The following is a 23,646-nucleotide window of genomic DNA, read 5'->3' on the forward strand; positions in this document are numbered from 1 at the left end:
GTAATACCTTGAATCGCTGCTGGTGAGGAAATTTCTGATTGCCGGGCTTGGCAATGTGGGTTCTGAATATGAGTTCACCAGGCACAACATAGGTTTTCTGACGCTCGACCATTTGGCGCTAAGGTCGGGCGTCAATTTTGCACTTCAGCGTCATGCCTTCCTGGCTTCTTATACACTGAAGGGCCACAGCATTTATCTGATAAAGCCCACCACCTACATGAATCTCAGCGGCAAAGCCATCCACTATTGGCTGGAGGCCGAAAAGATTACCCTGGAAAATCTGCTCGTTGTTACCGATGACCTGGCCCTTCCCTTTGGCACACTCCGACTGCGAATCCAAGGTTCCCATGCCGGACACAATGGACTAAAAAACGTAGAAGAGTGGTTGAAGACCCGACAGTACGCTCGATTGCGTCTGGGCATCGGCAACAACTATTCGAAAGGGAAACAAGTCGACTATGTGCTGGGAAAATTTTCTGATGAAGAGGCTTCTCTTTTACCGCCATTTATCGACCGTGCCACTGATTGCATTGAAACGTTTATATTGGCTGGTGCCCACATAGCCATGAACAAGTTCAACTCAGGCACCTGAGGCTTGCTCATTGGCAGTTTCGGCTTGCGATTCTCTGTTGAGTCTCGCCCACCAAAACCACATTAAAAGTACTACTGCATAGATCAGTCCAGTAAAGAAATACTTGTGAAAGAAGTGCATGTGGCGAGCAAAGTCCACTGCAATGATGGTCAATAAAATTAGCCTCAGCTGATTGAGCACATAGATGACCGCAAATCCTACCGGAATAAACCATAGCATCTTTTTGACACTTCCCTGAAATGCCACCACAAAGACCATGAACAGGAGTGCAAGGATAAATCCATTGCATCCCTCAAATACTGAAATTGCGTATTCACCTTTCCAAAAAATGTCAATACTGGGATACCCCTCGGTGGGATATTTGGCTACATCAAATCCGAGGAATTTCATAATCCCATAGGTGTGATTGGCCGTCCATACAGTAAGTGGATCAGCGACAGGATGGTACTTTCGGATAAACATTCCATACAAGATGCTGCTAAGAGCGTAAAAACCACCAAAGCGCAGAAGGAAGAAAATTGTAGGTTTAAATTCTTTCATTTCAGTGACTTAATCCAATTGCTGATCATTAGGAGTCCCTCGGTTGTCATAATGCTTTCAGGATGAAATTGAACCCCTGTCAAATGTAAGGCTTCTGCATAAATAGCCATTGGGATATTGTCAAGATTGCGGGCAGCGATTTGAAAAGGCTCATTCACTCTGCTTACAAACCAGGAGTGATATAGCCCCACAGTGCAGGGATTTGACACCTGTTCAAAAATTGGAATGTCTTCAATGATAATTTCCTGGCTTACACCATGGTAAGGTTGGTTCAGTCTTTCAAGTCGACCTGAAAAGGCTTCTGCCAATGCTTGATGACCCAGACAAATACCCAACATAGGAATTTTCCCGGCGTACGAGCGAATCAGTTCCGGCATCAGTCCCGCCTCCGCCGGAATCCCCGGTCCCGGAGAGAGCACTATTCCATCATATGATTCCACTAAGGTGAGATCGATATGGTCGTTGAGTACTACATCTACTTCTGCATCATTTATGCAGAGGTAGTTCCATAAGTTATAGGTGAACGAATCATAGTTGTCAACCAGCAGGATACGCTTCCTCATAATTTTTAAGTACCGCAAAGGTATTTCAAGTCATAGCATCCATAGTTTTGCAGATTGTGAGCGACGTTACATTAAAATCTCTTGCCTTACTCAACTTTAAAAACTGGGAGGAATTGCATCTATCATTTAGTCCGGTAGTTAATTGTTTTATCGGGCCCAATGGTGTGGGTAAGACCAATATATTGGACTCCATACACTTCCTCTGCACCACCAAATCATTTTTGAGTACAACTGACATTCAGTGTATTAGATTTGGTGCAGATTATTTTTTTATCAAAGGAGAATTCGACCGTATTGGCAATTTGGAAGTCATTCAAGTAAGCCTGAAAAAGTCAGAAAAAAAAGTCCTGAAGCGTAATGATTCAAATTATCAAAGGTTGAGTGAACACATTGGACTGCTTCCAGTGATAGTGATTTCACCACAAGACACCAATCTGATCTATGAAGGCAGTGATGAACGTCGTAAAACTTTGGATCTGGCACTTTCGCTCTCCGATGGCTTGTATTTGCACAATTTACAACGCTACAACAGATTGCTCCAACAGCGTAATGCATATTTGAAAGAAGCGGACACATCCGGTCGGGTGCAGCACGATATACTGACCCTCTATGACGAGCAGATGGACCCTTTTGCCAGTTATATTTACAATGCCAGAAATTCATTTTTAGCTGCTGCCGACCAGTACCTATCCCGGTTTTATTACACCATTAGTTCTGCGCGTGAGCATTGTTCCATCCGCTATCAAAGTGACCTGGCCGACAACAACCTTGCGGCACTACTAGCCCAATCGCGGCAAAAAGACAGAGAATTGCTCTACACTACCAGAGGGGTTCACAAGGATGATTTGGAAATGTATATCAATGGCCAACCTTTGAAAAAGTTTGGCAGTCAAGGTCAGCAAAAGTCCTTTCTGATAGCTCTGAAGCTGGCCATCTACGCAGTGATCAAAGAGCAAACCGGGCTTTCGCCAATCCTGCTGTTTGATGATATATTTGACAAGCTGGACCAGAAAAGAGCCTCACAAGTGATCCGCTTGGTACAGGAAATGAAATTTGGGCAGATTTTTCTGTCAGATACCCATCCCGAACGGGTTAAAATGCTGACACAGCAGACAGGCAGCCACTCTAAATTTTTTATGCTGGACGAACATCAAAAAATTACACACCATGAAGCCTAAAAATGAACATTCGCTCGGCGAAGTTATCGAGTTGCTGAAGAAAAAGTATAAATGGGGCGACAAAATGAATGAAACAGCAGCAAAAAAAGCATGGTACAGCCTATTGGGGCCTGTAGCTCAGGCACATACTACATCGCTAGCCTACCAAAAAAATGTGCTCACTGTCGGGCTGAATTCCTCAGTACTGAGAGAAGAGCTCTGGATGCACCAGGAAAAACTCATTCAGGCACTAAACGAGGAACTTCAAAGTGAAAACTTTGTAGTAAAAAAAATAGTATTTCTCTGAAAATGAAAATACTGATACTAAACGGACCTAATCTCAACCTGCTCGGCAAACGGGAAACTTCGATTTATGGTACAACCACCTGGGAAGGGATATTTCAACAGTTGCAAAAGGAATTCACACCCTATCGAATGCAGCTTTTTTCGTTTCAGACCAACTTGGAAGGTGAAATTATCAACCAATTACAGCAAGCAGATACATGGGCAGATGGCATAGTGCTAAATGCAGGCGGCTATACGCATACATCTGTAGCTATAGGTGATGCTGTAAAAGCCCTGTCAACTCCATTGGTAGAAGTACATATTTCCAATCTGGCTGCCAGAGAATCCTATCGGCACACTTCTTATATCTCTCCCTATGCCAAGGGAGTTATCTTTGGTTTTGGCCCAGAATCCTATACCCTGGCCCTTCATTATTTTTTGATTAAAAAGTAAGTTTTTACTGTAATTTTTTTAATGAGCCTATATTCATAACTACTTCCTTTTTAAAAAATTATTAATCAAAGATGCCAAAGTAAAATTAACTGAAATTTAATGCAATGCATGTAGCTACATGTTTTTTGTAGTTTGTGTCATCTGCTACCTTTGTTGTTCGAAAATAAAAAACAAAGAAGCTATGAAAAAAAATCACATTTTGTCCATTATTTCTGCAGCTGCGCTGCTTTGGTCATGCGGTGGAAGCAATACCGAAGCTGTGGAAGCTACCGAAGCCCAGGATGTGCCCGTATATTTGACAGCGACCTCTGTGGTAGCCTCTACAGATGAGAGTTCTATCAACTGGAAGGGTTTCAAGACCTATTCGTCCGACTTTCATGTTGGAACCATTAACCTTTTGGAAGGTAATTTCCAGCTTGATAATGGCAAACTCGTTGGTGGACGTTTCGTAATTGATATGAACTCCATCGTTTGCACCGACCTGGAAGATGAAACCTACAACAACAAACTCGTATCTCACCTTAAAAGCAATGACTTCTTTGCCGTTGATTCCTTCCCTACGGCTGTATTTGAAATTACCAATGTGACCGAAGAAGCCAATGCTGAAAAAGGCACCACACATATCGTAAGCGGTAACCTTACCATCCGGGGAATTACCAAAAATATTTCCTTTCCGGCCACAATCACCGTAGATGAAAATGGAGTAAGCATTCAGGCCCCTGAATTCGGAGTAAACAGAACGCAATTCAATGTAATGTTTCGCTCATCCGGAATCGCTGGTGTATTGAAAGAGCAGCTGATCGATGACAACTTTTTGCTCACTCTCAATGTGAAAGGAAAATTCTAATAAAATCACTTATTCAAATTAGTAGGCGCACCTAAACAGGGTGCGCTTTTTTTATTTTAAATAAATCTCTATCCAAATTGATTATTTAACGACATCAATGAAGCAGCCAATCGGATACATCCTCATTGCGGTCGCTTATTTACATACATATAAGCCATTGGCATTCAAAATTTTCTCAGGTTAATGGTTTATATGTTTATTCTATTTTTTTGCAAAATATGTCTAAGTTTGGGCTCGAAATAATTCAGTTCCGGCAATGAAATTGAAAAAAGTAATTTTTCTCTCAATCCTGATAACGTTTTCAGTCAGAGCTCAAATCACTATGACCCCTGATCTGCTCTGGCGTCTGGGTAGGGTAAGCTTGGAAGACTTATCGCCAGACGGTCGCTCATTGCTTTATGGAGTTACTTTTTACGATATACAGGACAATCGAGGCACTAAGCTGGTCTATCAATTACCTATCAGTGGAGGACAGGCAGTTTTAATAGCCGGTGAAGAAGTATCTGTCAGCTCTGCCGGTTTTATCGACAACAATACGGTATATTACATATCGGGAGGACAGATATTCGTAAAGTCTGGTAACCAAACTACACAATTGACAGATATCGAGGGGGGTATCTCAATGGGTAAAGTTCAAAAATTGTCCAATGGTACGTACCGGATTTTTGTAGTGTTAGAAGTTTCTGCTTCAGATTATAAGCTTCCTACTTATAAAAATTTGGACAAAGCCCGCTTCAGGCTTTATGACGATCTGATGTACCGTCATTGGAATTATTGGGAGGACAATCAGGTGCAGCATATTTTTTATGCAGATGTACCCCCTGGGACTTCAAAAGTTAAAAAGGCTGTTTTTAAAGACATAATGGAAAATGAACCCTACGATGCACCGCTTAAACCATTTGGAGGAACAGAGCAATTTACCGGAACTTTTGATGGGCGATACATATTTTACACATCTAAAAAATTACGCGGAAAAGCCTATGCCCTAAGTACCAATTCGGATATTTACCGATATGATACAGAGTCCGGGACCACCACCAACATTACTGCCGGGCAAATGGGCTATGACTTAAATCCTACTCTTTCGCCAGATGGGCGTCTTCTGGCATATCTCAGTATGGAAAGGGACGGTTTTGAAAGCGATGTGCCCAGGCTCATGATTTACAACATTTCCACCGGGCAGACCCACATGATCCTGGACGATTTCTATCTGCACGATGTGGTATGGGAATCGAACAACAGCCTTTTGGTCACGTACGACGATAGCGCAACTGTACAAATAGGAAGGGTGCGCATTGACCCTCGTCGCATCAGAACTTCATTTACTCCGGTTACGTCTGGCTGGTTTAATTATGGAAGTATAAAAACTGCCGCCGGAATTCTACTGGCTTCCAGGATGGATATGAACCACGCGCCTGAAGTGTTCCGAATAGACCGAAAAGGCCAGGCTATGCAAATCACGCAAGTCAATAGCAGTATTTTTCAGACAATTCGTAAACCGATTGTGACGCGCAGGCTTGTACCTACTACCGATGGACGTCAGATGCTCGTTTGGGTAATTTTACCGCCCGATTTTGATGAAAACAAAAAATATCCGGTAGTGCTCTATTGCCAGGGAGGCCCGCAGAGTCCTGTGTCTCAGTTTTACAGTTTCAGATGGAACTTTCAAGTAATAGCGTCACAAGGGTATATCGTAGTGGCGCCCAACCGAAGAGGAGTACCCGGATTTGGGCGTGAGTGGAATGATGCCATTTCAGGTGACTGGGGTGGTCAACCTATGCGCGATTATTTGAGTGCAGTGGATCATGTGGCTGCCGAATCCTGGGCCGATGAAGAAAAAATGGGGGCTGTAGGTGCTTCATATGGCGGATATTCTGTGTATATGCTTGCCGGTCTGCACGAAGGCAGATTTAAAGCGCTCATCTCACACTGTGGTCTGTTTCATATGGAGAGCTGGTATGGAACAACTGAAGAGTTGTTCTTCGCCAATTGGGACCTGGGCGGCAGCTATTGGGACAAGCCAATACCGATGAGCTATACCAAGCATTCTCCTCATCTCTATGTCGATCGCTGGACGGCTCCTCTGCTGGTTATTCATGGTGAATTGGACTTCAGAGTGCCGGTTGAGCAAGGCCTTCAGGCTTTTCAGGCTGCAAGGCTGAGAAACCTTCCCTCAAAACTGTTGCTATTTCCGGATGAAGGGCATTGGGTGCTAAAACCACAAAATGCTCTGATTTGGCATTCGGAATTTTTCAGATTTTTGGATAGCTTTTTAAAAAATTAATTTACGCTATTCTTAAAGAAACAATATTTTTAAACCCAATAACATACATACATCATGGAAACCTCGTCAAATCTGAAAATAGCCCAAAACATCGGGCTTAACAACGGATACATATTCGGAGCAATCTCTGGAGGGTACACGCTTGTGGCATACCTGTTCAATCTCAAATTATTTACCATCACATGGGCCGGGACTGTTTTGTTTTTTATCGGTATTCTCATGATGGTACTTAGCATTAATACAGCAAGAAAAGCAATGGATGGATATATCAACTTCAGAGAAGCGTTTGTCAGCTCTTTCATTACGGCTTTTGCCGGAACCTTGATCAACACATTGATTACAATATTAATTTTCAATGTGATAGATAGAGATGCTGCACAGACCGTCATTGAAATGCTCAGTGTAAAAATGGAAGAAACCATGGAGCGGTTTTCTGTGCCCCAGGAAAAAATAGATGAAGCCCTTGAAAGTTTAGATAAATCATTTGACTTTCTAACACAACTGCGAGGTTTTGGCTTAGGTTTGGCATTTTACGCAGCTGTCTCGGCAGTATTGGCTGCTTTTATGAAAAAGAATCCACAAAAGGCATAAAAAAAACCGTAAAGCCCCTGATGACCGCTGGGGCTTTTTTTCGCAAAGCTTTTTGATTTTATAGGAGTGCAGCTCTTGCAGAGGATATTTACGGTATTTTTAAATATCGTGATACTTAAAAAACTGGGATACCAATTCCATTATTCAAAAAGCAATCCATCAATTGAAAATCAATCGGTCAAAAATCAACAGGAAAGCGGCCATAGCAGCTGAGCCCATTTCCAGTTCGCGTGGGTTGACTTCTTCAAATACATCTCTTATGGTATGATGCAGGTCGAAGTAACGGTGGCCATCCACTCTGAGACCAGCCAGTATTGCCCCGGTAAATTTCAATTGGTTTACATCAGCTCCGGAACCACCTTTACCGATTTCGTAGATGCCGTAAGGGTAAAACAATTCTCTGTATTCTCGAACTTTTTGAACAATGGAGTCGGGAGCATCAAGAGTAAAACCTCTTGGCGAAAAGCCCCCTCCATCGCTTTCTACGGCCAGTAGGATTTTTTTGGTATCGCTTTCTTTTACCCATTGAGCATATTTTTTAGCGCCGTCCAGTCCAAATTCTTCGTTGGCAAATAGTACAACTCTTATGGTGTGTCTGGGCTGTATACCCAGCTGCTTGAGGTATGCAGCGGCAGCTATGCTGTGTACAACACCAGCACCGTCGTCATGTGCACCTTCACCCAGATCCCAGGAGTCCAGGTGTCCACCGGCCAGTAGTACCTTGTCTTGGTATGTACTGCCGAAGAGTTCACCCACCACATTATAAGAGGTTTTCGGATCCCGTTCGAAGGTTTCAAGGGTCAGTTCAAGGATGGTGTTGGGTTGTTTTTTGAGGATTTGCTCCAGGCGTTCTGCTGCCTGGTAGCTTAAGGCTCCTGCTGGAATTTTTACTGGGGCATCCTGGTATGTCAGTATTCCGGTGTGTGGATGGTCATCGGCTCTTGTGGTTACCGAACGGATAAGAACTGCGACAGCACCAAATTTTGAAGCCTCTGCGGCCCCTGACCAGCGATATTTTACTGCATCCCCGTATCCTGAACCTGTGGAGATAAAGTCTTTTCTCATTCTATAGTTGAAGAATACAATTTTTCCTTTTATCTGTTCCCCAAGAGCTTCGAGCTGGTCGAAATCGCGGACCTCAATGACCTGAGCCTTAAGGGGCCTGCTACCTGTAGATACTGAGCCGCCGAGGGCTGTCACTGCAAGTGGAATTTTTTTGCCGTCGACTTTCAGTACTGCTTTTTCTTTACCGCGCTCCCAATGGCGCACGGTTACTGGGAGGATATGGACCGTATCAAATCCTAGGTCTCTCATCAGAGTGGAACTCCATTCTACGGCTTTCAGATCGCCTGGTGATCCGGCAAGTCTGGGGCCTACGTCTTTACATAGACTTCGCAACCAATGATAGCTTTGTTCGGTTGTGAGGGCATGATAGAATATTTTTTTCACATCTTCTGACAACTGGTCTAGCTGGGCAAAGCACTGCCCGGCCGATAAGGCCATCAAGAGTAAGATTATTAGTATTCTCATTACACTGCGCTGGATATAATGTAAAATGCGAAAGTAAATGGGCTCAGGGTTGAAAAGAAAAGAAATTTAAACCAGCAATTAGTATGAATCACAAAAATATTGGTAAAAACAAATCGTATTAAATGACTTTAAGATACTTGCTGCAGTAGGTCTCTGATATTTGGATAGGTGTTTGTAAAAATGGTTTTCAATTCTGAAGGATCGACCCAAAAGACCTCTGTAATTCCTTCTTCGGTTTGCGGTATTAGTTTGTCGGGTTCGTGATTAGTTTTCATCAGAAACCAATGAGTCTTTTTCAGAACCCTATGGGTGTCGATAGTGTAGGTATGGTAGGTGATAATAGGTTGATCGCTCACCAAAACACATGTCGAAATACCGCACTCTTCATATACTTCACGTAAAGCCGCCTCTTTAAGATTTTCAAATTCTTCAACTTTGCCTTTTGGCAGATCAAATTTCCCATGCCGTTTGATAATAAGAATTTTTCCATATTGGTCTTTAACAATTCCTCCGGCTGCGTAAATAATTTTGAAGTATTCGGAAAATTCTTTCCAAGCTTCATGTTCAGCATTATTGGCTCTGATGTGGTAATACAATTCCAAAGGAGAATTTTCCAACTGATTGATTATTTTATCAAAAGGAAAATTATTATAGTAATCAATGACCCAATCAGGCTTCCTGAAAGGCGTCTCGCCGATTGTGATCATCGAATTTTGGATGTTGACTTTGTACATATTTTTGCGGCCTTATGAATGCAGACAAAGATATTGCCAGGAAAACCGCTGAGTTCCTTATCCAAATCAATGCGATTCAGTTAAATCTGACGAATCCCTTTCTGTGGACGAGTGGTCTGAAATCACCAATATACTGCGACAATCGCATCATACTTTCTTATCCGGCCATTCGCACTTTTGTGCGTGATGAGCTGGTTAAAAGTCTGGAGCGCAATTTTCCAAAGCCAGAAATCATAGCTGGCGTAGCTACAGGAGCAATAGCCATTGGTGCTCTGGTGGCTGATCAGCTGGGCTTGCCGTTTGTGTATGTACGACCAGAACCAAAGGCTCATGGCCGTAAAAACCAGATAGAAGGCACCGCCAGAAGCGGACAAAACGTCATGGTTATTGAAGACCTTATTTCAACTGGAAAAAGCTCTTTGAATGCCATCGACGCTCTTAAGGATGCGGGTCTTAAAGTGCTGGGTGTACAAGCAATTTTTACTTATGGTTTTAAAGAGGCACATCAGGCATTTGAGCGAGAAAATCTTCAAATGCGCACACTCAGCAATTACGACTCATTATTGGAGACTGCCCAACTAATCGGATATATAACTGAAAAAGAGTTGGAGCAGCTACAACTTTGGAAAACAAATCCCGCAGATTGGGGTAATCAAAATAAATAAAAAATAAAATGAACCTAACCAGTAAAAAAATACAAGTAAATCAACCGGCTGCTTTGATTTTCGGGAAATTGACAGGTTCTCTGGAAAATTACAGACAATTAATGCCATCCGAAGTAGCTGAATTTAAGACAGATGGAGACACATTTACCTTTGGTCTTAAGGGATTTCCGGAGGTACATTTAAAAATCAAGGAAACAGTAGCCAATCAAAAGGTCACTTTCGAGTCGTTTAATTCACCAATAAAATTTCAACTCAGCTGTTTTATCCAAGAAATCGGGGAGGGAATTTCTGAGCTACAATTTGCTTTTGACGGTGAAGTGAACATGATGATGAGGATGATGCTGGAAAAACCTCTTCAGAATTTTATAGATAAACTGGCTGATAAGGCTGCTAATCTCTGACCAGGCTGCCTTGCCCATGGTGTACATGGATGATTCCCGAGCCAGTCTTTAGGCAGAGTCTACCCCTGGCATCCACTCCCTTAAGGATTCCTGTGATCCATTCACCCTCCGAATTCATCTTCAGGGATACTTTTTCATTGAGCTTGTAGAGCGCTTTGTTGTAGGTTTCCAACACAAGATCATCATCGAACAAGTTCATTACGCTTTCGTAATTCTGTTCGAACGCTTTCAGTACATCTTCAGGCCCAGTCAGTACTTTTCTGATGTCGAGCATGGAGATGCTGTTTAATTCAGCATCATTGTTCCGATGGGAATTCATATTAATACCAATACCAGTGATGATGTGGATTTTCTTATCCTGAACAAATGATTCGAGCAATACACCAGCAATTTTTTTGCTGCCATACAGCAAATCGTTAGGCCATTTTACTTTGCATTTGATGCCAAAAGTGTCAAAAGTTTTAACCAACGCCAGACAAACTGACATTACAAATAGTGCCGGTTGAAAGGGTGTGCTGTCCAAATTTTTTCGTTGATAAAAGCTAAAGGCTAGGTCCAGGCCAGGCTCGCTGAACCACTTTCTCTGAAACTGTCCTCTTCCATTTGATTGATGAAGAGTGAAAATCAGAAGGTTATCAGGCGCCTTATGTGTTTCAACCAAATGTTTAAGGTAATCGTTTGTGGATGGAAGTTCAGGAAAGCTGATGATAGAAAACATCTATAGAAAACTGTTAAGAAAACGTATGGCAATTTTATTGTTTGAAATGGCAAAGTCAGAAAAATTATCTTTGTCCATTAATTAAAATTCATGCAGATAAAACATCAGGTAGATACCAACAGTTTAGTTTTCTCAATCATAGAAGGTCTGAGGGAAGTAAAGGGATTTAACATAAGGATATTTGATCTTTCGGCCATTGAAAAGGCAGTGTGTGATACGTTTATTGTTGCTGAGGGAAATTCGACCACTCAGGTAAGTGCTCTTGCGGAATCTGTAGAGAAAAAAGTACTTGAGAATACTGGCGAAAAGCCCTGGCATATAGAGGGAAAAACCAATGCACAGTGGGTGTTGTTAGACTATATAGATGTGGTGGTTCACATTTTTTTGCCCGAAGCCAGAACTTTTTACGACCTCGATGGTCTTTGGAGCGATGCCAGAATCACTGATATTTCAAACGATTAAAATTCACCATGGCACAAAAGAAAAAACCACAGCCGGGATTTGGGCAATTTCGCAAAAAATCCGGACCCAATCCCAACGAACAAGGAAAACCTGACGGCGAACGCGGGTTTAATTTCTATTGGATTTATATCATCCTGATTGCCATAATATTTGGCATTCAACTGATTGGAATGATGAACACTACCGCCAAAAAAGGCAGCTTCAATGAATTGACTGAGTATTTGGCAAAAGGTGATGTAGAGCGAATCAGGGTGATAAACTCCAAAGAAATTCAGGTATTTCTGAAACAGGAAAGCATCAGAGAGAAAGAAGAATTTGAAGACCTGAGGGCTAAAAGTACGGGTTCCGGAGTAGTACCGGGCCCACACATTGTCTTTCAAATGCCTGCAGATGCGTTCAGAGACGAACTGCGCTCGTTTTACGATGATAACGAGCATCTCGATCGACGAAAAGTACCAGTCACCTACGAAGAACGCAAGGACTACTGGAGCGATATATTGGCGTGGGTGCTGCCGTTTCTGTTTATTTTTCTGATTTGGATGTTTATCATGCGAAGAATGAGTACCATGGGTGGAGGCCCGGGGGGTCAAATCTTCAATATTGGCAAATCCAGAGCCCAGCTGTTTGATAAAAATACCAATGTAAAGGTCACCTTCAAGGATGTAGCCGGCATGGAGGGGGCCAAAGAAGAAATACAGGAGATAGTCAACTTTTTAAAAAATCCTGAGAAATATACCAATCTCGGAGGTAAAATACCGAAGGGAGCCCTTTTGGCCGGGCCACCGGGTACTGGTAAAACACTGTTGGCCAAGGCAGTAGCCGGAGAGGCTAAAGTTCCGTTTTTCAGCCTTTCGGGTTCTGATTTTGTGGAAATGTTTGTCGGTGTCGGTGCTTCAAGAGTGCGCGACCTTTTCAAACAAGCAAAAGAAAAAGCGCCGTCTATCATATTTATTGATGAAATAGATGCCATCGGACGGGCACGTGGAAAGGCCTCATTCAGTGGAGGCAACGACGAACGGGAGAATACGCTCAATCAGCTGCTTACAGAAATGGATGGATTTCAGACCAATGAGACAGTGATTGTACTGGCAGCTACTAATAGACCTGAAATATTGGACCGTGCACTTACGAGGGCCGGCCGATTTGACCGTACAATTTATATCGACTTGCCGGACCTTAATGAGCGCAAGGAAATTTTTAAAATACATCTGCGCCGTATCAAATACGCACAGGATCTGGACATAGACTTTTTAGCCAAGCAAACCCCTGGTTTTTCGGGGGCTGATATTGCCAATGTATGCAATGAGGCGGCACTTATAGCTGCCAGAAAAGACAAAAAGGTGGTTGAACTACAGGATTTCCTTGATGCTGTGGATAGAATTGTGGCCGGGCTGGAGAAAAAATCCCGTATCATCACTCCGGAAGAGAAGAAGGTCATCGCTTACCACGAGGCGGGTCATGCCACAGTAAGCTGGATGCTGGAGCATGCTGCCCCGTTGGTCAAAGTCACAATAGTGCCCAGAGGCCGCTCTCTTGGAGCAGCCTGGTATTTGCCCGAAGAACGACAAATCACCACAGCCGAACAGATTGAAGATGAAATGTGTGCCGCATTAGGAGGCAGGGCAGCCGAGCAGGTAATATTCAATAAAATATCTACCGGTGCTTTAAGCGATCTGGAGAAGGTTACCCGCCAAGCACACGCTATGGTCACCATCTTTGGCCTGAATGAAAAAATTGGCAACATCACCTACTACGACTCATCAGGGCAAAATGAATTTGGCTTCAGCAAACCTTACAGCGAACGAACCGCTGAAATTATCGACCAAGAAGTCAAAAAAATCATTGACAAGCAGTATCAAAGAGCCATAGAGATATTAACAGAGAATAGAGAAAAACTTTCGAAACTGGCGGAACTTCTGCTAGAAAAAGAAGTTATTTTCCGTCAGGATTTAGAGCAGATTTTCGGCCGGAGAAAGTGGGATAAAGACCAAAATTCAGAACAAAAAACGGAAAATACATCTGCTGAAAATGGCCATGCTCCTGAAAGCGATAAAAAAGACAGTGAAGAAGTTACTTCTGATGTAGCTGTCAGGAATGCTTAATTAGAATAAACTGATGGGAGAATCATCCTTCTTTTCAAAAATACTTTCAACATTGGCAGGAAGGTCTTCTGAAAAGAAAAAACTTCAGGAGACCCCGGCTTCCAATGAACCGAAAAATACAGATTTTCCAGAGGCAATATTTGCCAGAAAATTTACAGAAAGCGGTGGAAAATTTGTTTTTTGTGAAAATAAGGAGGAAATTTTAGATACGCTAAAAAATATAGCAGAAGAGGAAAATGCAGAGGTTATTTCCTGCAACGATCCAAAGTTGAAAAATCTCTTGCTTGAGTCTGGAATCCAATGTTTTACCGAATTGTCAAAGCCAGCCGATGCAGCTTTTATCACTTGTGAGCTTCTCATTGTAAAAACGGGAGCAATACTGGTGACTGCAAACCAGACATTTCACAATAAAATCAATAGTCTTCCCAATACCATCATTGTATTTGCCAGAACAAACCAGATTTTAGATAAACTCAACAATGCTCTTACAGCCATAAAAATGAAATATCCACCCAAGGAGATACCGTCGATGATTACTACTTTGAAAGGACCGAAAAGCGACGGATTTGAAGATCCAAACTCTGTCTCTGCCACTAAGAACATTTATCTGATTCTTACCTACTGAATGAAAGAATTTTTTCTGAGAAGTACCTATGGACTTCTGTATGTGTTGGTAATCCTGATTTTTACCTATTACAACTTATCGCCAATCTTGTTGTATGGCATGGGGATACTGGCTTTGGGAGAGTTAAAGATTCTCTTACATCAGAGCAGCAGACAGTACAAACTTTGGAACTGGATCTTTTTTTTAAGTATTTTGCCTTGGATAAGCACCGTACTGCTCAATACTCTTTTCTATGATCCGATGAATCCTGGCTTATATGTTTCTGTGCTCAATAGGCTGCAGATTGATTTTTTGGTCAAAAACTTTTTTGAATGGAGATGGGTGTGGCTATCGATTTTCGTGGTGTATGTGATTGTGAAGTTTTTTCGTCTGGGTTGGTATGCCATTTTGCCATTTGCCTATGTGATGCTACCGGTCATCTTTGCCCTGGAGTTGGATTTAGTGGACGAAAGCATCCTTCTTTCTCCGGTGTTGGTCATATTTATGTATATGTGGGTGTTTGATACTTTCTCATACATGGTAGGTAAATTGATCGGTAGACATCCGGTAGCACCATCCATTTCGCCGGGTAAAACATGGGAAGGGCTATCCGGTGGATTGCTAGGTGTGCTGGGCCTCAGCTATTTGATGTTTTACAAAGAAATTTTTCCGTTTGAAAATGTTTCTTCAGTCATAATGCTGGGAATTGCAATGGGTTTGGCTGCGTTTTTTGGTGATTTATTTGAGTCAGGCCTCAAGCGCAAAGCTGGTGTAAAAGATAGCGGTAAACTCATTCCAGGTCATGGAGGTATCCTTGACCGTATTGACAGTTTTTTATTTGCTTCACCGGCATTCTTTTTTAGCTATTTAATAATCGTTTGAATATGATTAAAATCCATCGGGAGGGATATACGATTCTCTTTGTTACCCTGGTTATATTGTTTGCAGTCAATGTCTTGGTCCATTGGCTCACGGATGAAATCTGGATCAGAAATGTTTCAATCATCGCATCCTTGATAGTGTATGGTCTGGTCCTGCAGTTTTTCAGAAATCCGGACAGAAAAATTTTAAGAGATGAAAATAAAATTATAGCTCCTGCAGACGGTAAAATCGTAATTATAGAAGAGGTTGAGGAGCAGGAGTTTTTCAAAGACAAGAGGTTACAAATTTCCATTTTTATGTCACCACTCAATGTGCATATCAACCGATATCCGGTGAGTGGGAAAATAGAGTATGCCAAGCATCACCAGGGAAAGTATTTAGTGGCATGGCATCCAAAATCAAGCACCCTCAATGAACGCACCACTGTAGTGATACAAAACCCTGTATGGGGCCCGATACTTTACCGGCAAATTGCAGGATACGTAGCCCGTCGGATAGTGATGTATGCAAGAGAGGGTCTCATAGTAAGACAGGGCGATGAAAGTGGTTTTATCAAGTTTGGCAGCAGACTGGATATTTTTCTTCCTCCTGGTACTGTACCTTCGGTAAAAATCGGAGACAGGACCGTAGGAGGAATCACGGTAATAGCCGAAAAGAGGTAATCAGCTCCTGGAAAAAAGTAGTAGCGTCACTGTTCGTCCCACTCAAACCTGTAGGGTGTTTTACTAGGTTTTTTGCTGGGGATTGAGTCCTGGCTTTGAGCTTTAGAATTTCTGAAAATTGTTGTTTTTTGGCTTATAAGTTCTGCCTTGATCGGGGTGATTTTTGGGGATGTAATGTTGCCGGATATTCTGATCCAGAGTTTCGCACCGTCCTGGTCTTCTTCAAATATCAATTCATTAATGGATGTTTTCCGCTTTCTTTTTTGATATACAATATCGCTTAAATTCAGTCCGACTTTGTAGTCTACTTCATTGTCAAAGGTATGTGTGCCTTCTAAGATAAGATCCAGTGCATTGGAACGAACTGAAAACTGAGGAATGTGAATCATTTGGTTTTCTATTACAAGTTTATTGGTGAGTTCTTCAAATCGGATGTCTCTGAGCTCTTCAATATCGGCAAACCGGCTTAGGGCTTCAATAGGAGCAAAATTGTACAACCTTCCGTTGGTCACCCTGACATTGGATTGGGCATTAATTTTTCTGAAATCAGGATCAAACTTCCCGTCGATAGGGATTGAAAATTGTATGGTTCCAGAGAGTTTGCCATACAGATTTTTATGGGTTAATTCGTGTTGATCGAAGTCGTTGAAACTTTGCAAAAGTCTGGAGAGGTCTATCTTATTCAGTTCTGCAGTTCCATTTATCAATATGGGTAGAGCTGTTGAGTTTTGGGTGGCAAGCCGACCTTTAAAAATCACTGAGCCGCCCAATACATTCATTTGAAGATTTTCTATATTTATGTAATCTTCTGTGTACTTAACAACGGATACCTTAATCTGCTCGCAAACTAGCTGATCGGCGATGTATTTCCCTATTTCTAAATCCAGTTTTAGTTTCAGTGACTGAATGAGTGATAGGGGTCCCGGAGTATTGGGTTCTTTGAGGTCTGATTTCCAGAAATTTTCATCGTAATGATCAATGAAAACAGACCCTTCTGCCGAGAGCATTTCATCCTTTAAGAGCCAGTTGGTAAAACCCGAGACCAAAAGATCCGCATAAAGTTTTCTTCCGTTGATTTCAGAATGTTGTTTTAATACCATACGTTCATCGCTGATGTGCCAATGAATAGATGGAAGGAAAATGTTGTTGAAACCGTAGTTTAGGGTCAGATTGTCAGAAACAAGAGTGCAGGAGAATTTTTCGGGTAAGATCCGTGCCTTGTCTTTTGTAGCAGAGGCTTTGATTTGATGTTTAAACTCCAAATCAGCCTTTAAAATACCGCTGCCTGTCAGGTGGGATATGCCTGCCAGGACGGCCAAATCGGAGGGTGTGGTAGACAGACTCAGGTTTCCTCCGTATAGGATCTTGTTCTTTTCTTTTGCTGTGTAAACATTTCCTGTACAGGTAGCAGCACCCTGTTTTACAGACAAACTCTTCAGAGCAACTGTATACTTTTCTTTGTTTTCAAAATCAAAATTTCCATCGCACAGTATTTGTTCGGCATTGTATTTTCCATTTCGATAGTTGAATTGTTTTATGGCAGTTGAAAAATCTCCGGAAAATTTCCATTTCTCTCCATTGCTTTTGCCTAGGATGTTTACTGTTGTTTTATCGTTTTTTAGCTGAAAATCAGAGGTTATCCTATAGACTAAAGTTCGTACAATATTGGATGAAAAAAATTTTTGTTCAGGGACCGAAAATTTTACTTCTTTATTGGTATTATTTGCAGTGTAATTGAGTGTATATGAAATCCCATCAATTGAGCTATTTTTCAGAGCTAGTAAGGTGTTTTCTTTATCAATAGAGATGTCAAAATCCGCTTTATGTTGAATCTCTTCTTCGAGGTGAAAGTCCTCAAATTTGAATGAGATATTTGTCGCAATCCAACTGCCGGTGTATAAATTTCTTTTTCCAAATTTTGAATGGATTAGTGCCTGATGAATTGCTTGTGTTAAAAATATTTTTTCTCGAAAATCACTGTATCTGAATACGATATCTTTTAAAGAGAGTTTGTCGATATTAAAAGGTGTTTCATCTGTACCGGAATCTTCTTTGAAAATTTGGAAATTGTGGGTGCCGTTTTCAAAAAATTTGATTGTGATTTCTCCCTTTTCCAGCTGTATTTCATTGATGTAATATCTGGAGAAAAGAACATCTGTGAGCGAGAAATTGAAATAGACTCTTTTTGCTGCAAACAAATAATCACTTGCTTCTACGGTAGCTTCTTTGCATTTGACATCGGTAAAGACGATTGACAACTGAGGAAAGTGCCTTAGGCTCACATCAATAGTATTGACCTCCACGGGAACCTGTAGCTTCTGGTTGAGCTGTTGTACGACGGCTCGGATGACTTTTTCCTTGTTGAGTAAAAAGTATCCGGCTACACTCCCAAAGACCAGTAGGAGTATCAGCACTATGCCCGTGAAAATTTTTAAGAGGCTTTTTCCCGGTGGAGTCATACTTTTTTGAAAAACGCTAAATAGCTAATTATAGCATTTTGAGCATTCCAATTTCTTTTTCAGTGAGAAATCTGTAGTGGCCTCTTGGAAGATTTTTCTTAGTAAGACCGGCAAACATAGTCCGATCAAGAGCTATGACTTCATATCCGAGGTGTTGAAAAATTCTTCGGACGATTCTGTTTCGGCCTATATGAAGCCTTATGCCGACGTGATTGCGATCTTTACCTTCTACATATTCTATTTCATCAACCGGAGCGGGACCATCTTCGAGGATAATTCCGCGCCGTATTTTTTCCATATCGCCGGGGGCAACATTTTTATCCAGGATTGCATAATACAGCTTAGGGGCACCATGGGATGGGTGTGTGAGTTTTTTGGCAAGTTCTCCATCGTTGGTCAGCAGCAGCAGGCCAGTGGTTTGGCGGTCGAGCCTGCCAACAGGATAAATTCTCTCTCTGCAGGCTCCTGCTACCAGTTCCATTACATTTTTTCGGGCTTTTTCGTCTTTGGTAGTAGTGATGTATCCTTTGGGCTTGTTGAGTAAGATATAAACTTTTCGTTCACCTCTGACGATGCTGCCTCCGTATCTGACGATGTCTTTTTCCGGGTCGATTCGGGTGCCGAGTTCTGTTACAATGGTTCCATTGACTTCAACCAATCCTTGTCTAATCAACTCGTCGGCTTCTCTGCGGCTACAGATACCTGCGTGTGCCAGGAATTTATTAAGCCTGATCAGTTTATCTTCCTTTTCAGCAGGTTGATTCTGTACCTGCTTTTTATTTTGGTCAATGTTTCTTTTTTGCAATTTTTTGAAATGCGAACCGAAATTTCTGTCTTTGAATGCATCATAAGATGATTTGTCTTTTAAGTCTTTCTTTAAAGGGCTTTCTGATTCCGATGGTTGGTTTGAGTTGGGTTTACCCTCCCGGGCAAAAGGCGTTTTATTGCCGGAGCCTTTTCTTTTGTCCCGCCTGTAGGTCATTTTAATCGATTATGCGTGCAAAGGTACCGCAATTATGCATATGGAATCTGCCGCTGAAAGAGATAACTAAATGATTTTTTCAGAAAAATGGCAATTGTGACCCTTTGTGAATTTGCTAATCTGGTCGTCGTATACCTGCATATCGAATGGCGGAGGCTGAAAAGTAGCCTAAAGCATTCCTTCCATCGGCGTAAAAAACATTTCCGTACACTGGTGCAGCAGGTGGAGCAAAAACACCAGCTGAACGAAAGGTCTGGTCGAGAAGTACGCGCAAATATTGGTCGTATCGGGCTGTGATAGAAGTAATTTCAATCCAGAAAGTATCGCCTGGCTCAAGTAGTGTCCCGAGTCTGACAGGAGGAATGGGAGGATTGCCAAAGTGAAACCCATCTGCAAATTCATCGTTTATGGTAAAAAAGACGTTGCGAAAGATGGTATCGTTTTTCCAACGGCGGACCTGGTAAATGTCGCCGGGTCCTTCGGGCTCTTTAAAAGCTATGGCTGGAATGAATCCTCCCGGAAACGGAGGTCGGGGTGGTTGAAACTCCAGGAAAATTGAATCTAATTCGAAGATTCTGTTTAATCTTTCCGGTAGAGTATGATAGATGCCGGGTTCCAGACTGGCAGAATTATTTGTTGGAATTGTGATTTTAAGGTGGTAGGATTTACCGACGGTGCCTGTATAATTGAGCTCGTATCGTCCAGGGGCAGTATCAGATGGTATCATTAGACCGATGAGTTCTTCGTCTTCGTAGAGAAGTACTTCGGCATTGGTCACTCTGGGAGTGACATCTTGAAGAAAATAGGGGGCGGTAGTAGTCAGGTATACAAATGCCGGTTCGGCATCTGTCACCCGTCCGTTTACGACCAACAGGGGGGGATTTTCCGGAATATCAAGTGAGATTGGATCTTCGCAGGAGGTGGTAAGTGTACAACAGCTTACAGCCAGTATCAGATACAGGATATGTCTAAAGTGTTGCTGCATCATGACTTAAAATTTAAAGTTGTATGTGACATAGGGGATGATGCTGCCAAGAATGGCGAGTCTGATTGCCTCGGTCTGATTGGGCTGGTTTTCTACTTCTCGCAGATAGACGGAAAACGCATTCCGGCGGTTGTATAGGTTAAAGGCTCCGAAATTCCAGTAGGATTTCCACTTTTTGTGGAAGTATGATTTGGGGTAATAGGTTGCTGATAGGTCGAGTCGGTGGAAGTCTGGTATGCGACCGTTATTTCGCAGCGGATTGTATGGGGCAATAAGGCCTTCGGTTTCAAATCTGCCATAGGGAATGGTAAATGGGCGTCCGGTCTGATAGATAAAAGTAGCCCCGGTTTCCCATTGATTGTTCCATTGATAGGAAGCCACGATGGCCAGGTCGTGAGGGCGGTCAAAGTTGGCTTTGTACCAATTGCCTTGATTGATGGTGGCACCGGGCAGATTGCCCCGTACCAGGCGTTCGGAGCGAGACAGGGTATAGGCGATCCAGCCGGTGAGTTTTCCTGTGTTTTTGCGGATGAGTATTTCAACGCCGTAGGCTCGGCCGAGTCCTGCTACCAGTTGTGTTTCAATGCGCTCGTTGAAGAAGAGGTCGGCACCATCCCTATAGTCTACCAGATTGCGCATGTCTTTGAAAAAAAATTCAATAGAGGTTTCCCAGGTGTTGTTTTTGAAGTTGCGGAAGTATCCTATGGCGATCTGGTCGGCAGTGGAGGGTTCTATGTATTGGCCTGATGGTCGCCAGAGGTCGATGGGCAGGGCTGAGGTGGTATTGGAGATCAGGTGAATGTATTGCCGCATTCGGTTATATGAGAGCTTGACAGAAGACTCATCATTGAGCAAATAATTCATACCGATGCGTGGCTCCAGTCCATCTGGTCCGACAAACTCCCGAATGACTTCACCACTTCTGTAGGGGACGATGTCTATGATTTCGTCTTCTCGCGGAAAGGATGTATTGGAATAAAGGGTCAGATTGTAAGGTCCTATGTTGTAAAACATAGAGTATCGCAAACCATATTGAAGTGTAAATCTGTTGGTGGCTTTCCACTCGGCACTGTAGTACGCTGCAGGTTCAAGGGCATATTCATTTTGCAATCTCAGAGGGATGGTACCTGTGACATTTGCTGGTAAAAAGTCGTAATAGATTACATTAAAGCCAAAATCTTCGGTGAGCTTATTGCTTCGAAAGAAGGTGAATTTCTGACCGAAATTGTAATTTCTAATCTGAGATTGCAATCTGAAGTTGAATTCCTCTTCTTCCGGTGTTCCGAAGCTGTAATCATAATTGGAAGCTACAAGTGTGGTATTGCTGAATAGTCGGTCGCTGATGACCCAATTCCAGCGGGCAGTTCCGGTGATGTTCCCCCAATTGAAATTGACCAGATTTCGAATTCCCAGTACATCGCGGCCGAAATATCCGCTTAGGTAGATTCTGTGGCGGTCGTTGATGCGGTAGTTGATTTTTGTATTCAGGTCATAGAAGTAAAGGATGTTATTGTTGATGTTGGAGTCAGGTGAAAGCCGGAGAAAGAGGTCGGCATAGGATCTTCGGGCGGATATGAGGTAGCTTGCTTTTTCACGTTGAATCGGGCCTTCGAGGGTGAGCCGGCTGGATAAGGTACCAATACCACCAATGGCGGAAAACCGCTGGTCATTGCCTTCTCTTTGCCGGATGTCGACGACTGAGGAGAGTCGGCCGCCGTATTCGGCAGGTATTCCGCCCTTATACACTTTCACATCCTTGGTGGCATCGGCGTTGATGATGGAAAAAAATCCGAAGAGATGGGTGGAGTTGTAAAGGGGACTTTCGTCGAGCAATACCAGGTTTTGGTCGATGTTACCTCCTCGTACGTTGAATCCATTCGCGCCTTCACCTACTGTGGTGATTCCGGGCATGAGAGTCAATGTTCGGATGATGTCCACCTCACCAAGAAGCTGGGGCACCCGGGCGATTTCTTTCACATCTAGTTTTGCTGTGCTCATCTCTACTGAGGTCACATTTCGGTCAGCTCTTTCTGTGCTTACCACCACTTCAGCCAGTTGTTGGGTTTCGGGTTTCAGGCGGATGTCGAGTTTGGTGTTTTGTGTGAGGGTTATTTCTTTTTTTTCAGTCTGATAGCCGATATACTGAAAGATAATCACGTATCTGCCTGGCTGCAAACTGAGTGCGTAATATCCATATTCGTTGGATGTGGTGCCTGCTGTTTTATTGCTTTCGTATATATTTACTCCTATCAGGCTTTCACCATTGCTGGCGTCTTGGACGTATCCGCTGAGAGTTATTTTTCTTTGTGCAACGGAGAACAAAGAGAGAAGGACACCTGCCAGTGTCACCAGTTTTTTCATCCAAATACTACTATTTTTTACCATTACAGGCTTTTTGACCGATTGGTTTGTTATAAAATAAGAATTAATGTAATTTTTACAAAGTTTGAGTCAGCATTACAGCTGAGTATTCAGACGGATTTATTCTCGAGCAATGGAACAAATTTAAAATCTCCCAAGACTTTTGCAGTGAATATTTTTTCAGATTTTTTGGAGATAAGGGTCATTTTCTGTATTCCTTCACCGACGGGAATAATCAGTTTACCACCTGGTTTGAGCTGTTGAAGTAGTTTGGGGGGAACCCGTGAGGCTCCGGCTGTGACAATGATTTTATCGAAGGGGGCATAGGTAGGCATTCCTTCGGTGCCATCGCCAAACTTTCCGGTATATCGAATGCCGAGTTTAGTGAGTATGAGCTTTGAAAAGCGAAACAACTCCCATTGCCTCTCGATGGTAAAGACTTTGGCACCCATGTGAAACAAAACTGAGGCTTGATAACCAGAACCAGTGCCGATTTCCAGGACTTTTTCCCCCGGCTGAATCTCGAGGTGCATTGTTTGGAAGGCGACCGTGTATGGTTGGCTGATGGTCTGGCCTGCTGCTATGGGGAGTGCCTGGTCGCTGTATGCGAGGTCTTCCAGAGAAGAGTCCAGAAACAAATGTCGGGGCACTTGCATCATCGCGCGGAGGGTGCGCTCGCACTGGATTCCTTTTTCCCGAAGGGATTCGATCAGCAGTTTTCGCTTTCCTATGTGTCTTTCAGAGTCTGTCATTTGGGTAAAAAGTCACCTCAAATAAAGCGATTCGC

24 protein-coding genes are annotated in these 23,646 nt (G+C 42.7%); 14 read left to right on the plus strand and 10 right to left on the minus strand.

The genetic code is table 11. From position 1 onward, the window contains the following. The first annotated feature begins 22 nt into the window (after positions 1–22). Positions 23–592, plus strand: coding sequence for an aminoacyl-tRNA hydrolase (gene pth, locus DES35_RS08500; protein WP_114366336.1), 570 nt, complete (start codon positions 23–25; stop codon positions 590–592). On the opposite strand, the gene xrtF is transcribed toward pth, so the two are convergent. Continuing rightward, positions 581–1,132, minus strand: coding sequence for an exosortase family protein XrtF (gene xrtF / locus DES35_RS08505; protein ID WP_114366337.1), 552 nt, complete (start codon positions 1,130–1,132; stop codon positions 581–583). The two genes, pth and xrtF, sit on opposite strands and share 12 nt — an antisense overlap. After that, entirely contained in the window at positions 1,129–1,695 is a 567-nt protein-coding gene (locus tag DES35_RS08510; RefSeq protein ID WP_051889312.1) for an anthranilate synthase component II, read from the minus strand. Before DES35_RS08510 ends, xrtF begins: the two co-directional genes overlap by 4 nt. A 56-nt stretch (positions 1,696–1,751) precedes the next feature. Between DES35_RS08510 and recF the strand changes: the two genes are divergently transcribed. The 6 genes from recF (at position 1,752) to DES35_RS08540 (ending at position 7,312) form a co-directional block, all read left to right on the plus strand. Continuing rightward, positions 1,752–2,873 (plus strand): DNA replication/repair protein RecF, encoded by a 1,122-nt coding sequence (gene recF, locus DES35_RS08515; protein WP_051889311.1) that lies wholly within the window; start codon positions 1,752–1,754, stop codon positions 2,871–2,873. Next, positions 2,863–3,159, plus strand: coding sequence for a DUF721 domain-containing protein (locus DES35_RS08520; protein ID WP_037358713.1), 297 nt, complete (start codon positions 2,863–2,865; stop codon positions 3,157–3,159). Before recF ends, DES35_RS08520 begins: the two co-directional genes overlap by 11 nt. Positions 3,160–3,161: 2 nt before the next feature. Next, positions 3,162–3,590, plus strand: coding sequence for a type II 3-dehydroquinate dehydratase (gene aroQ, locus DES35_RS08525; protein WP_037358709.1), 429 nt, complete (start codon positions 3,162–3,164; stop codon positions 3,588–3,590). Between the two features lie 181 nt (positions 3,591–3,771). After that, positions 3,772–4,437, plus strand: a complete 666-nt coding sequence (locus DES35_RS08530) for a YceI family protein (RefSeq protein WP_037358706.1) — start codon at positions 3,772–3,774, stop codon at positions 4,435–4,437. A 256-nt stretch (positions 4,438–4,693) separates the two neighbouring features. After that, complete coding sequence (locus tag DES35_RS08535) at positions 4,694–6,721, plus strand: S9 family peptidase (protein WP_051889310.1); 2,028 nt, start codon at positions 4,694–4,696, stop codon at positions 6,719–6,721. A gap of 54 nt (positions 6,722–6,775) precedes the next feature. Beyond that, positions 6,776–7,312, plus strand: coding sequence for a DUF4199 domain-containing protein (locus DES35_RS08540; protein WP_037358704.1), 537 nt, complete (start codon positions 6,776–6,778; stop codon positions 7,310–7,312). Positions 7,313–7,471: 159 nt separating this feature from the next. Here DES35_RS08540 and DES35_RS08545 read toward each other — a convergent pair whose 3' ends face one another. Next, complete coding sequence (locus DES35_RS08545) at positions 7,472–8,842, minus strand: M20/M25/M40 family metallo-hydrolase (protein ID WP_037358698.1); 1,371 nt, start codon at positions 8,840–8,842, stop codon at positions 7,472–7,474. Positions 8,843–8,970: 128 nt separating this feature from the next. Next, positions 8,971–9,576: an NUDIX hydrolase gene (locus DES35_RS08550; RefSeq protein WP_037358695.1), complete on the minus strand. Its 606-nt coding sequence runs from the start codon at positions 9,574–9,576 to the stop codon at positions 8,971–8,973. 14 nt (positions 9,577–9,590) lie between these two features. Between DES35_RS08550 and pyrE the strand changes: the two genes are divergently transcribed. Both pyrE and DES35_RS08560 read left to right on the plus strand, forming a co-directional pair. Further along, positions 9,591–10,241 carry an orotate phosphoribosyltransferase gene (gene pyrE, locus DES35_RS08555; RefSeq protein ID WP_037358693.1) on the plus strand — a complete coding sequence of 217 codons (651 nt, stop codon included), beginning with the start codon at positions 9,591–9,593 and terminating at the stop codon, positions 10,239–10,241. An 8-nt stretch (positions 10,242–10,249) separates the two neighbouring features. After that, entirely contained in the window at positions 10,250–10,642 is a 393-nt protein-coding gene (locus DES35_RS08560) for a hypothetical protein (RefSeq protein WP_037358690.1), read from the plus strand. On the opposite strand, the gene DES35_RS08565 is transcribed toward DES35_RS08560, so the two are convergent. Then, positions 10,632–11,360 (minus strand): biotin--[acetyl-CoA-carboxylase] ligase, encoded by a 729-nt coding sequence (locus tag DES35_RS08565; protein WP_037358687.1) that lies wholly within the window; start codon positions 11,358–11,360, stop codon positions 10,632–10,634. The two genes, DES35_RS08560 and DES35_RS08565, sit on opposite strands and share 11 nt — an antisense overlap. 90 nt (positions 11,361–11,450) lie before the next feature. Between DES35_RS08565 and rsfS the strand changes: the two genes are divergently transcribed. Genes rsfS through DES35_RS08590 form a run of 5 tightly spaced genes read left to right on the plus strand, consistent with a single transcriptional unit; the run spans position 11,451 to position 16,072 of the window. Beyond that, positions 11,451–11,822, plus strand: a complete 372-nt coding sequence (gene rsfS / locus DES35_RS08570; protein WP_037358684.1) for a ribosome silencing factor — start codon at positions 11,451–11,453, stop codon at positions 11,820–11,822. Between the two features lie 8 nt (positions 11,823–11,830). After that, positions 11,831–13,924: an ATP-dependent zinc metalloprotease FtsH gene (gene ftsH, locus DES35_RS08575; RefSeq protein WP_114366338.1), complete on the plus strand. Its 2,094-nt coding sequence runs from the start codon at positions 11,831–11,833 to the stop codon at positions 13,922–13,924. A gap of 13 nt (positions 13,925–13,937) precedes the next feature. Further along, positions 13,938–14,549, plus strand: coding sequence for an LUD domain-containing protein (locus tag DES35_RS08580; RefSeq protein ID WP_084180158.1), 612 nt, complete (start codon positions 13,938–13,940; stop codon positions 14,547–14,549). Beyond that, positions 14,550–15,410 (plus strand): phosphatidate cytidylyltransferase, encoded by an 861-nt coding sequence (locus DES35_RS08585; RefSeq protein ID WP_051889309.1) that lies wholly within the window; start codon positions 14,550–14,552, stop codon positions 15,408–15,410. A 2-nt stretch (positions 15,411–15,412) separates the two neighbouring features. Beyond that, positions 15,413–16,072, plus strand: a complete 660-nt coding sequence (locus DES35_RS08590; protein WP_114366339.1) for a phosphatidylserine decarboxylase family protein — start codon at positions 15,413–15,415, stop codon at positions 16,070–16,072. A gap of 26 nt (positions 16,073–16,098) precedes the next feature. Here the strand turns inward: DES35_RS08590 and DES35_RS08595 are convergent, their stop codons facing one another. From DES35_RS08595 to DES35_RS08615, 5 genes are all read right to left on the minus strand, one after another. After that, positions 16,099–18,486, minus strand: coding sequence for an AsmA family protein (locus DES35_RS08595; RefSeq protein WP_160171976.1), 2,388 nt, complete (start codon positions 18,484–18,486; stop codon positions 16,099–16,101). Between the two features lie 73 nt (positions 18,487–18,559). Next, on the minus strand, positions 18,560–19,513 hold the full coding sequence (locus tag DES35_RS08600) for a pseudouridine synthase (protein ID WP_114366340.1): 954 nt from the start codon (positions 19,511–19,513) through the stop codon (positions 18,560–18,562). A gap of 115 nt (positions 19,514–19,628) precedes the next feature. Then, entirely contained in the window at positions 19,629–20,501 is an 873-nt protein-coding gene (locus DES35_RS08605) for a DUF4249 family protein (protein ID WP_114366341.1), read from the minus strand. 3 nt (positions 20,502–20,504) lie between these two features. Continuing rightward, positions 20,505–22,859, minus strand: a complete 2,355-nt coding sequence (locus DES35_RS08610) for a TonB-dependent receptor (protein WP_170125727.1) — start codon at positions 22,857–22,859, stop codon at positions 20,505–20,507. Positions 22,860–22,969: 110 nt separating this feature from the next. Then, on the minus strand, positions 22,970–23,611 hold the full coding sequence (locus tag DES35_RS08615) for a protein-L-isoaspartate(D-aspartate) O-methyltransferase (protein WP_114366343.1): 642 nt from the start codon (positions 23,609–23,611) through the stop codon (positions 22,970–22,972). Between the last annotated feature and the right edge of the window lie 35 nt (positions 23,612–23,646).

It is taken from the genome of Schleiferia thermophila (genome assembly GCF_003337435.1).
Classification (GTDB): Bacteria; Bacteroidota; Bacteroidia; order Flavobacteriales; family Schleiferiaceae; genus Schleiferia; species Schleiferia thermophila.

What these genes read in the sequence shown, in the direction of transcription:
- DES35_RS08535 (WP_051889310.1), top strand. Translation starts at nt 4,694, where the DNA reads ATGAAATTGAAAAAAGTAATTTTTCTCTCAATCCTGATAACGTTTTCA.
- DES35_RS08610 (WP_170125727.1), bottom strand. Translation starts at nt 22,859, where the DNA reads ATGAAAAAACTGGTGACACTGGCAGGTGTCCTTCTCTCTTTGTTCTCC.
- aroQ (WP_037358709.1), top strand. Translation starts at nt 3,162, where the DNA reads ATGAAAATACTGATACTAAACGGACCTAATCTCAACCTGCTCGGCAAA.
- DES35_RS08540 (WP_037358704.1), top strand. Translation starts at nt 6,776, where the DNA reads ATGGAAACCTCGTCAAATCTGAAAATAGCCCAAAACATCGGGCTTAAC.
- DES35_RS08605 (WP_114366341.1), bottom strand. Translation starts at nt 20,501, where the DNA reads ATGATGCAGCAACACTTTAGACATATCCTGTATCTGATACTGGCTGTA.
- DES35_RS08600 (WP_114366340.1), bottom strand. Translation starts at nt 19,513, where the DNA reads ATGACCTACAGGCGGGACAAAAGAAAAGGCTCCGGCAATAAAACGCCT.
- DES35_RS08565 (WP_037358687.1), bottom strand. Translation starts at nt 11,360, where the DNA reads ATGTTTTCTATCATCAGCTTTCCTGAACTTCCATCCACAAACGATTAC.
- DES35_RS08510 (WP_051889312.1), bottom strand. Translation starts at nt 1,695, where the DNA reads ATGAGGAAGCGTATCCTGCTGGTTGACAACTATGATTCGTTCACCTAT.
- DES35_RS08520 (WP_037358713.1), top strand. Translation starts at nt 2,863, where the DNA reads ATGAAGCCTAAAAATGAACATTCGCTCGGCGAAGTTATCGAGTTGCTG.
- ftsH (WP_114366338.1), top strand. Translation starts at nt 11,831, where the DNA reads ATGGCACAAAAGAAAAAACCACAGCCGGGATTTGGGCAATTTCGCAAA.
- DES35_RS08590 (WP_114366339.1), top strand. Translation starts at nt 15,413, where the DNA reads ATGATTAAAATCCATCGGGAGGGATATACGATTCTCTTTGTTACCCTG.
- DES35_RS08585 (WP_051889309.1), top strand. Translation starts at nt 14,550, where the DNA reads ATGAAAGAATTTTTTCTGAGAAGTACCTATGGACTTCTGTATGTGTTG.
- DES35_RS08550 (WP_037358695.1), bottom strand. Translation starts at nt 9,576, where the DNA reads ATGTACAAAGTCAACATCCAAAATTCGATGATCACAATCGGCGAGACG.
- DES35_RS08615 (WP_114366343.1), bottom strand. Translation starts at nt 23,611, where the DNA reads ATGACAGACTCTGAAAGACACATAGGAAAGCGAAAACTGCTGATCGAA.
- DES35_RS08545 (WP_037358698.1), bottom strand. Translation starts at nt 8,842, where the DNA reads ATGAGAATACTAATAATCTTACTCTTGATGGCCTTATCGGCCGGGCAG.
- pyrE (WP_037358693.1), top strand. Translation starts at nt 9,591, where the DNA reads ATGAATGCAGACAAAGATATTGCCAGGAAAACCGCTGAGTTCCTTATC.
- DES35_RS08560 (WP_037358690.1), top strand. Translation starts at nt 10,250, where the DNA reads ATGAACCTAACCAGTAAAAAAATACAAGTAAATCAACCGGCTGCTTTG.
- DES35_RS08530 (WP_037358706.1), top strand. Translation starts at nt 3,772, where the DNA reads ATGAAAAAAAATCACATTTTGTCCATTATTTCTGCAGCTGCGCTGCTT.
- DES35_RS08580 (WP_084180158.1), top strand. Translation starts at nt 13,938, where the DNA reads ATGGGAGAATCATCCTTCTTTTCAAAAATACTTTCAACATTGGCAGGA.
- xrtF (WP_114366337.1), bottom strand. Translation starts at nt 1,132, where the DNA reads ATGAAAGAATTTAAACCTACAATTTTCTTCCTTCTGCGCTTTGGTGGT.
- rsfS (WP_037358684.1), top strand. Translation starts at nt 11,451, where the DNA reads ATGCAGATAAAACATCAGGTAGATACCAACAGTTTAGTTTTCTCAATC.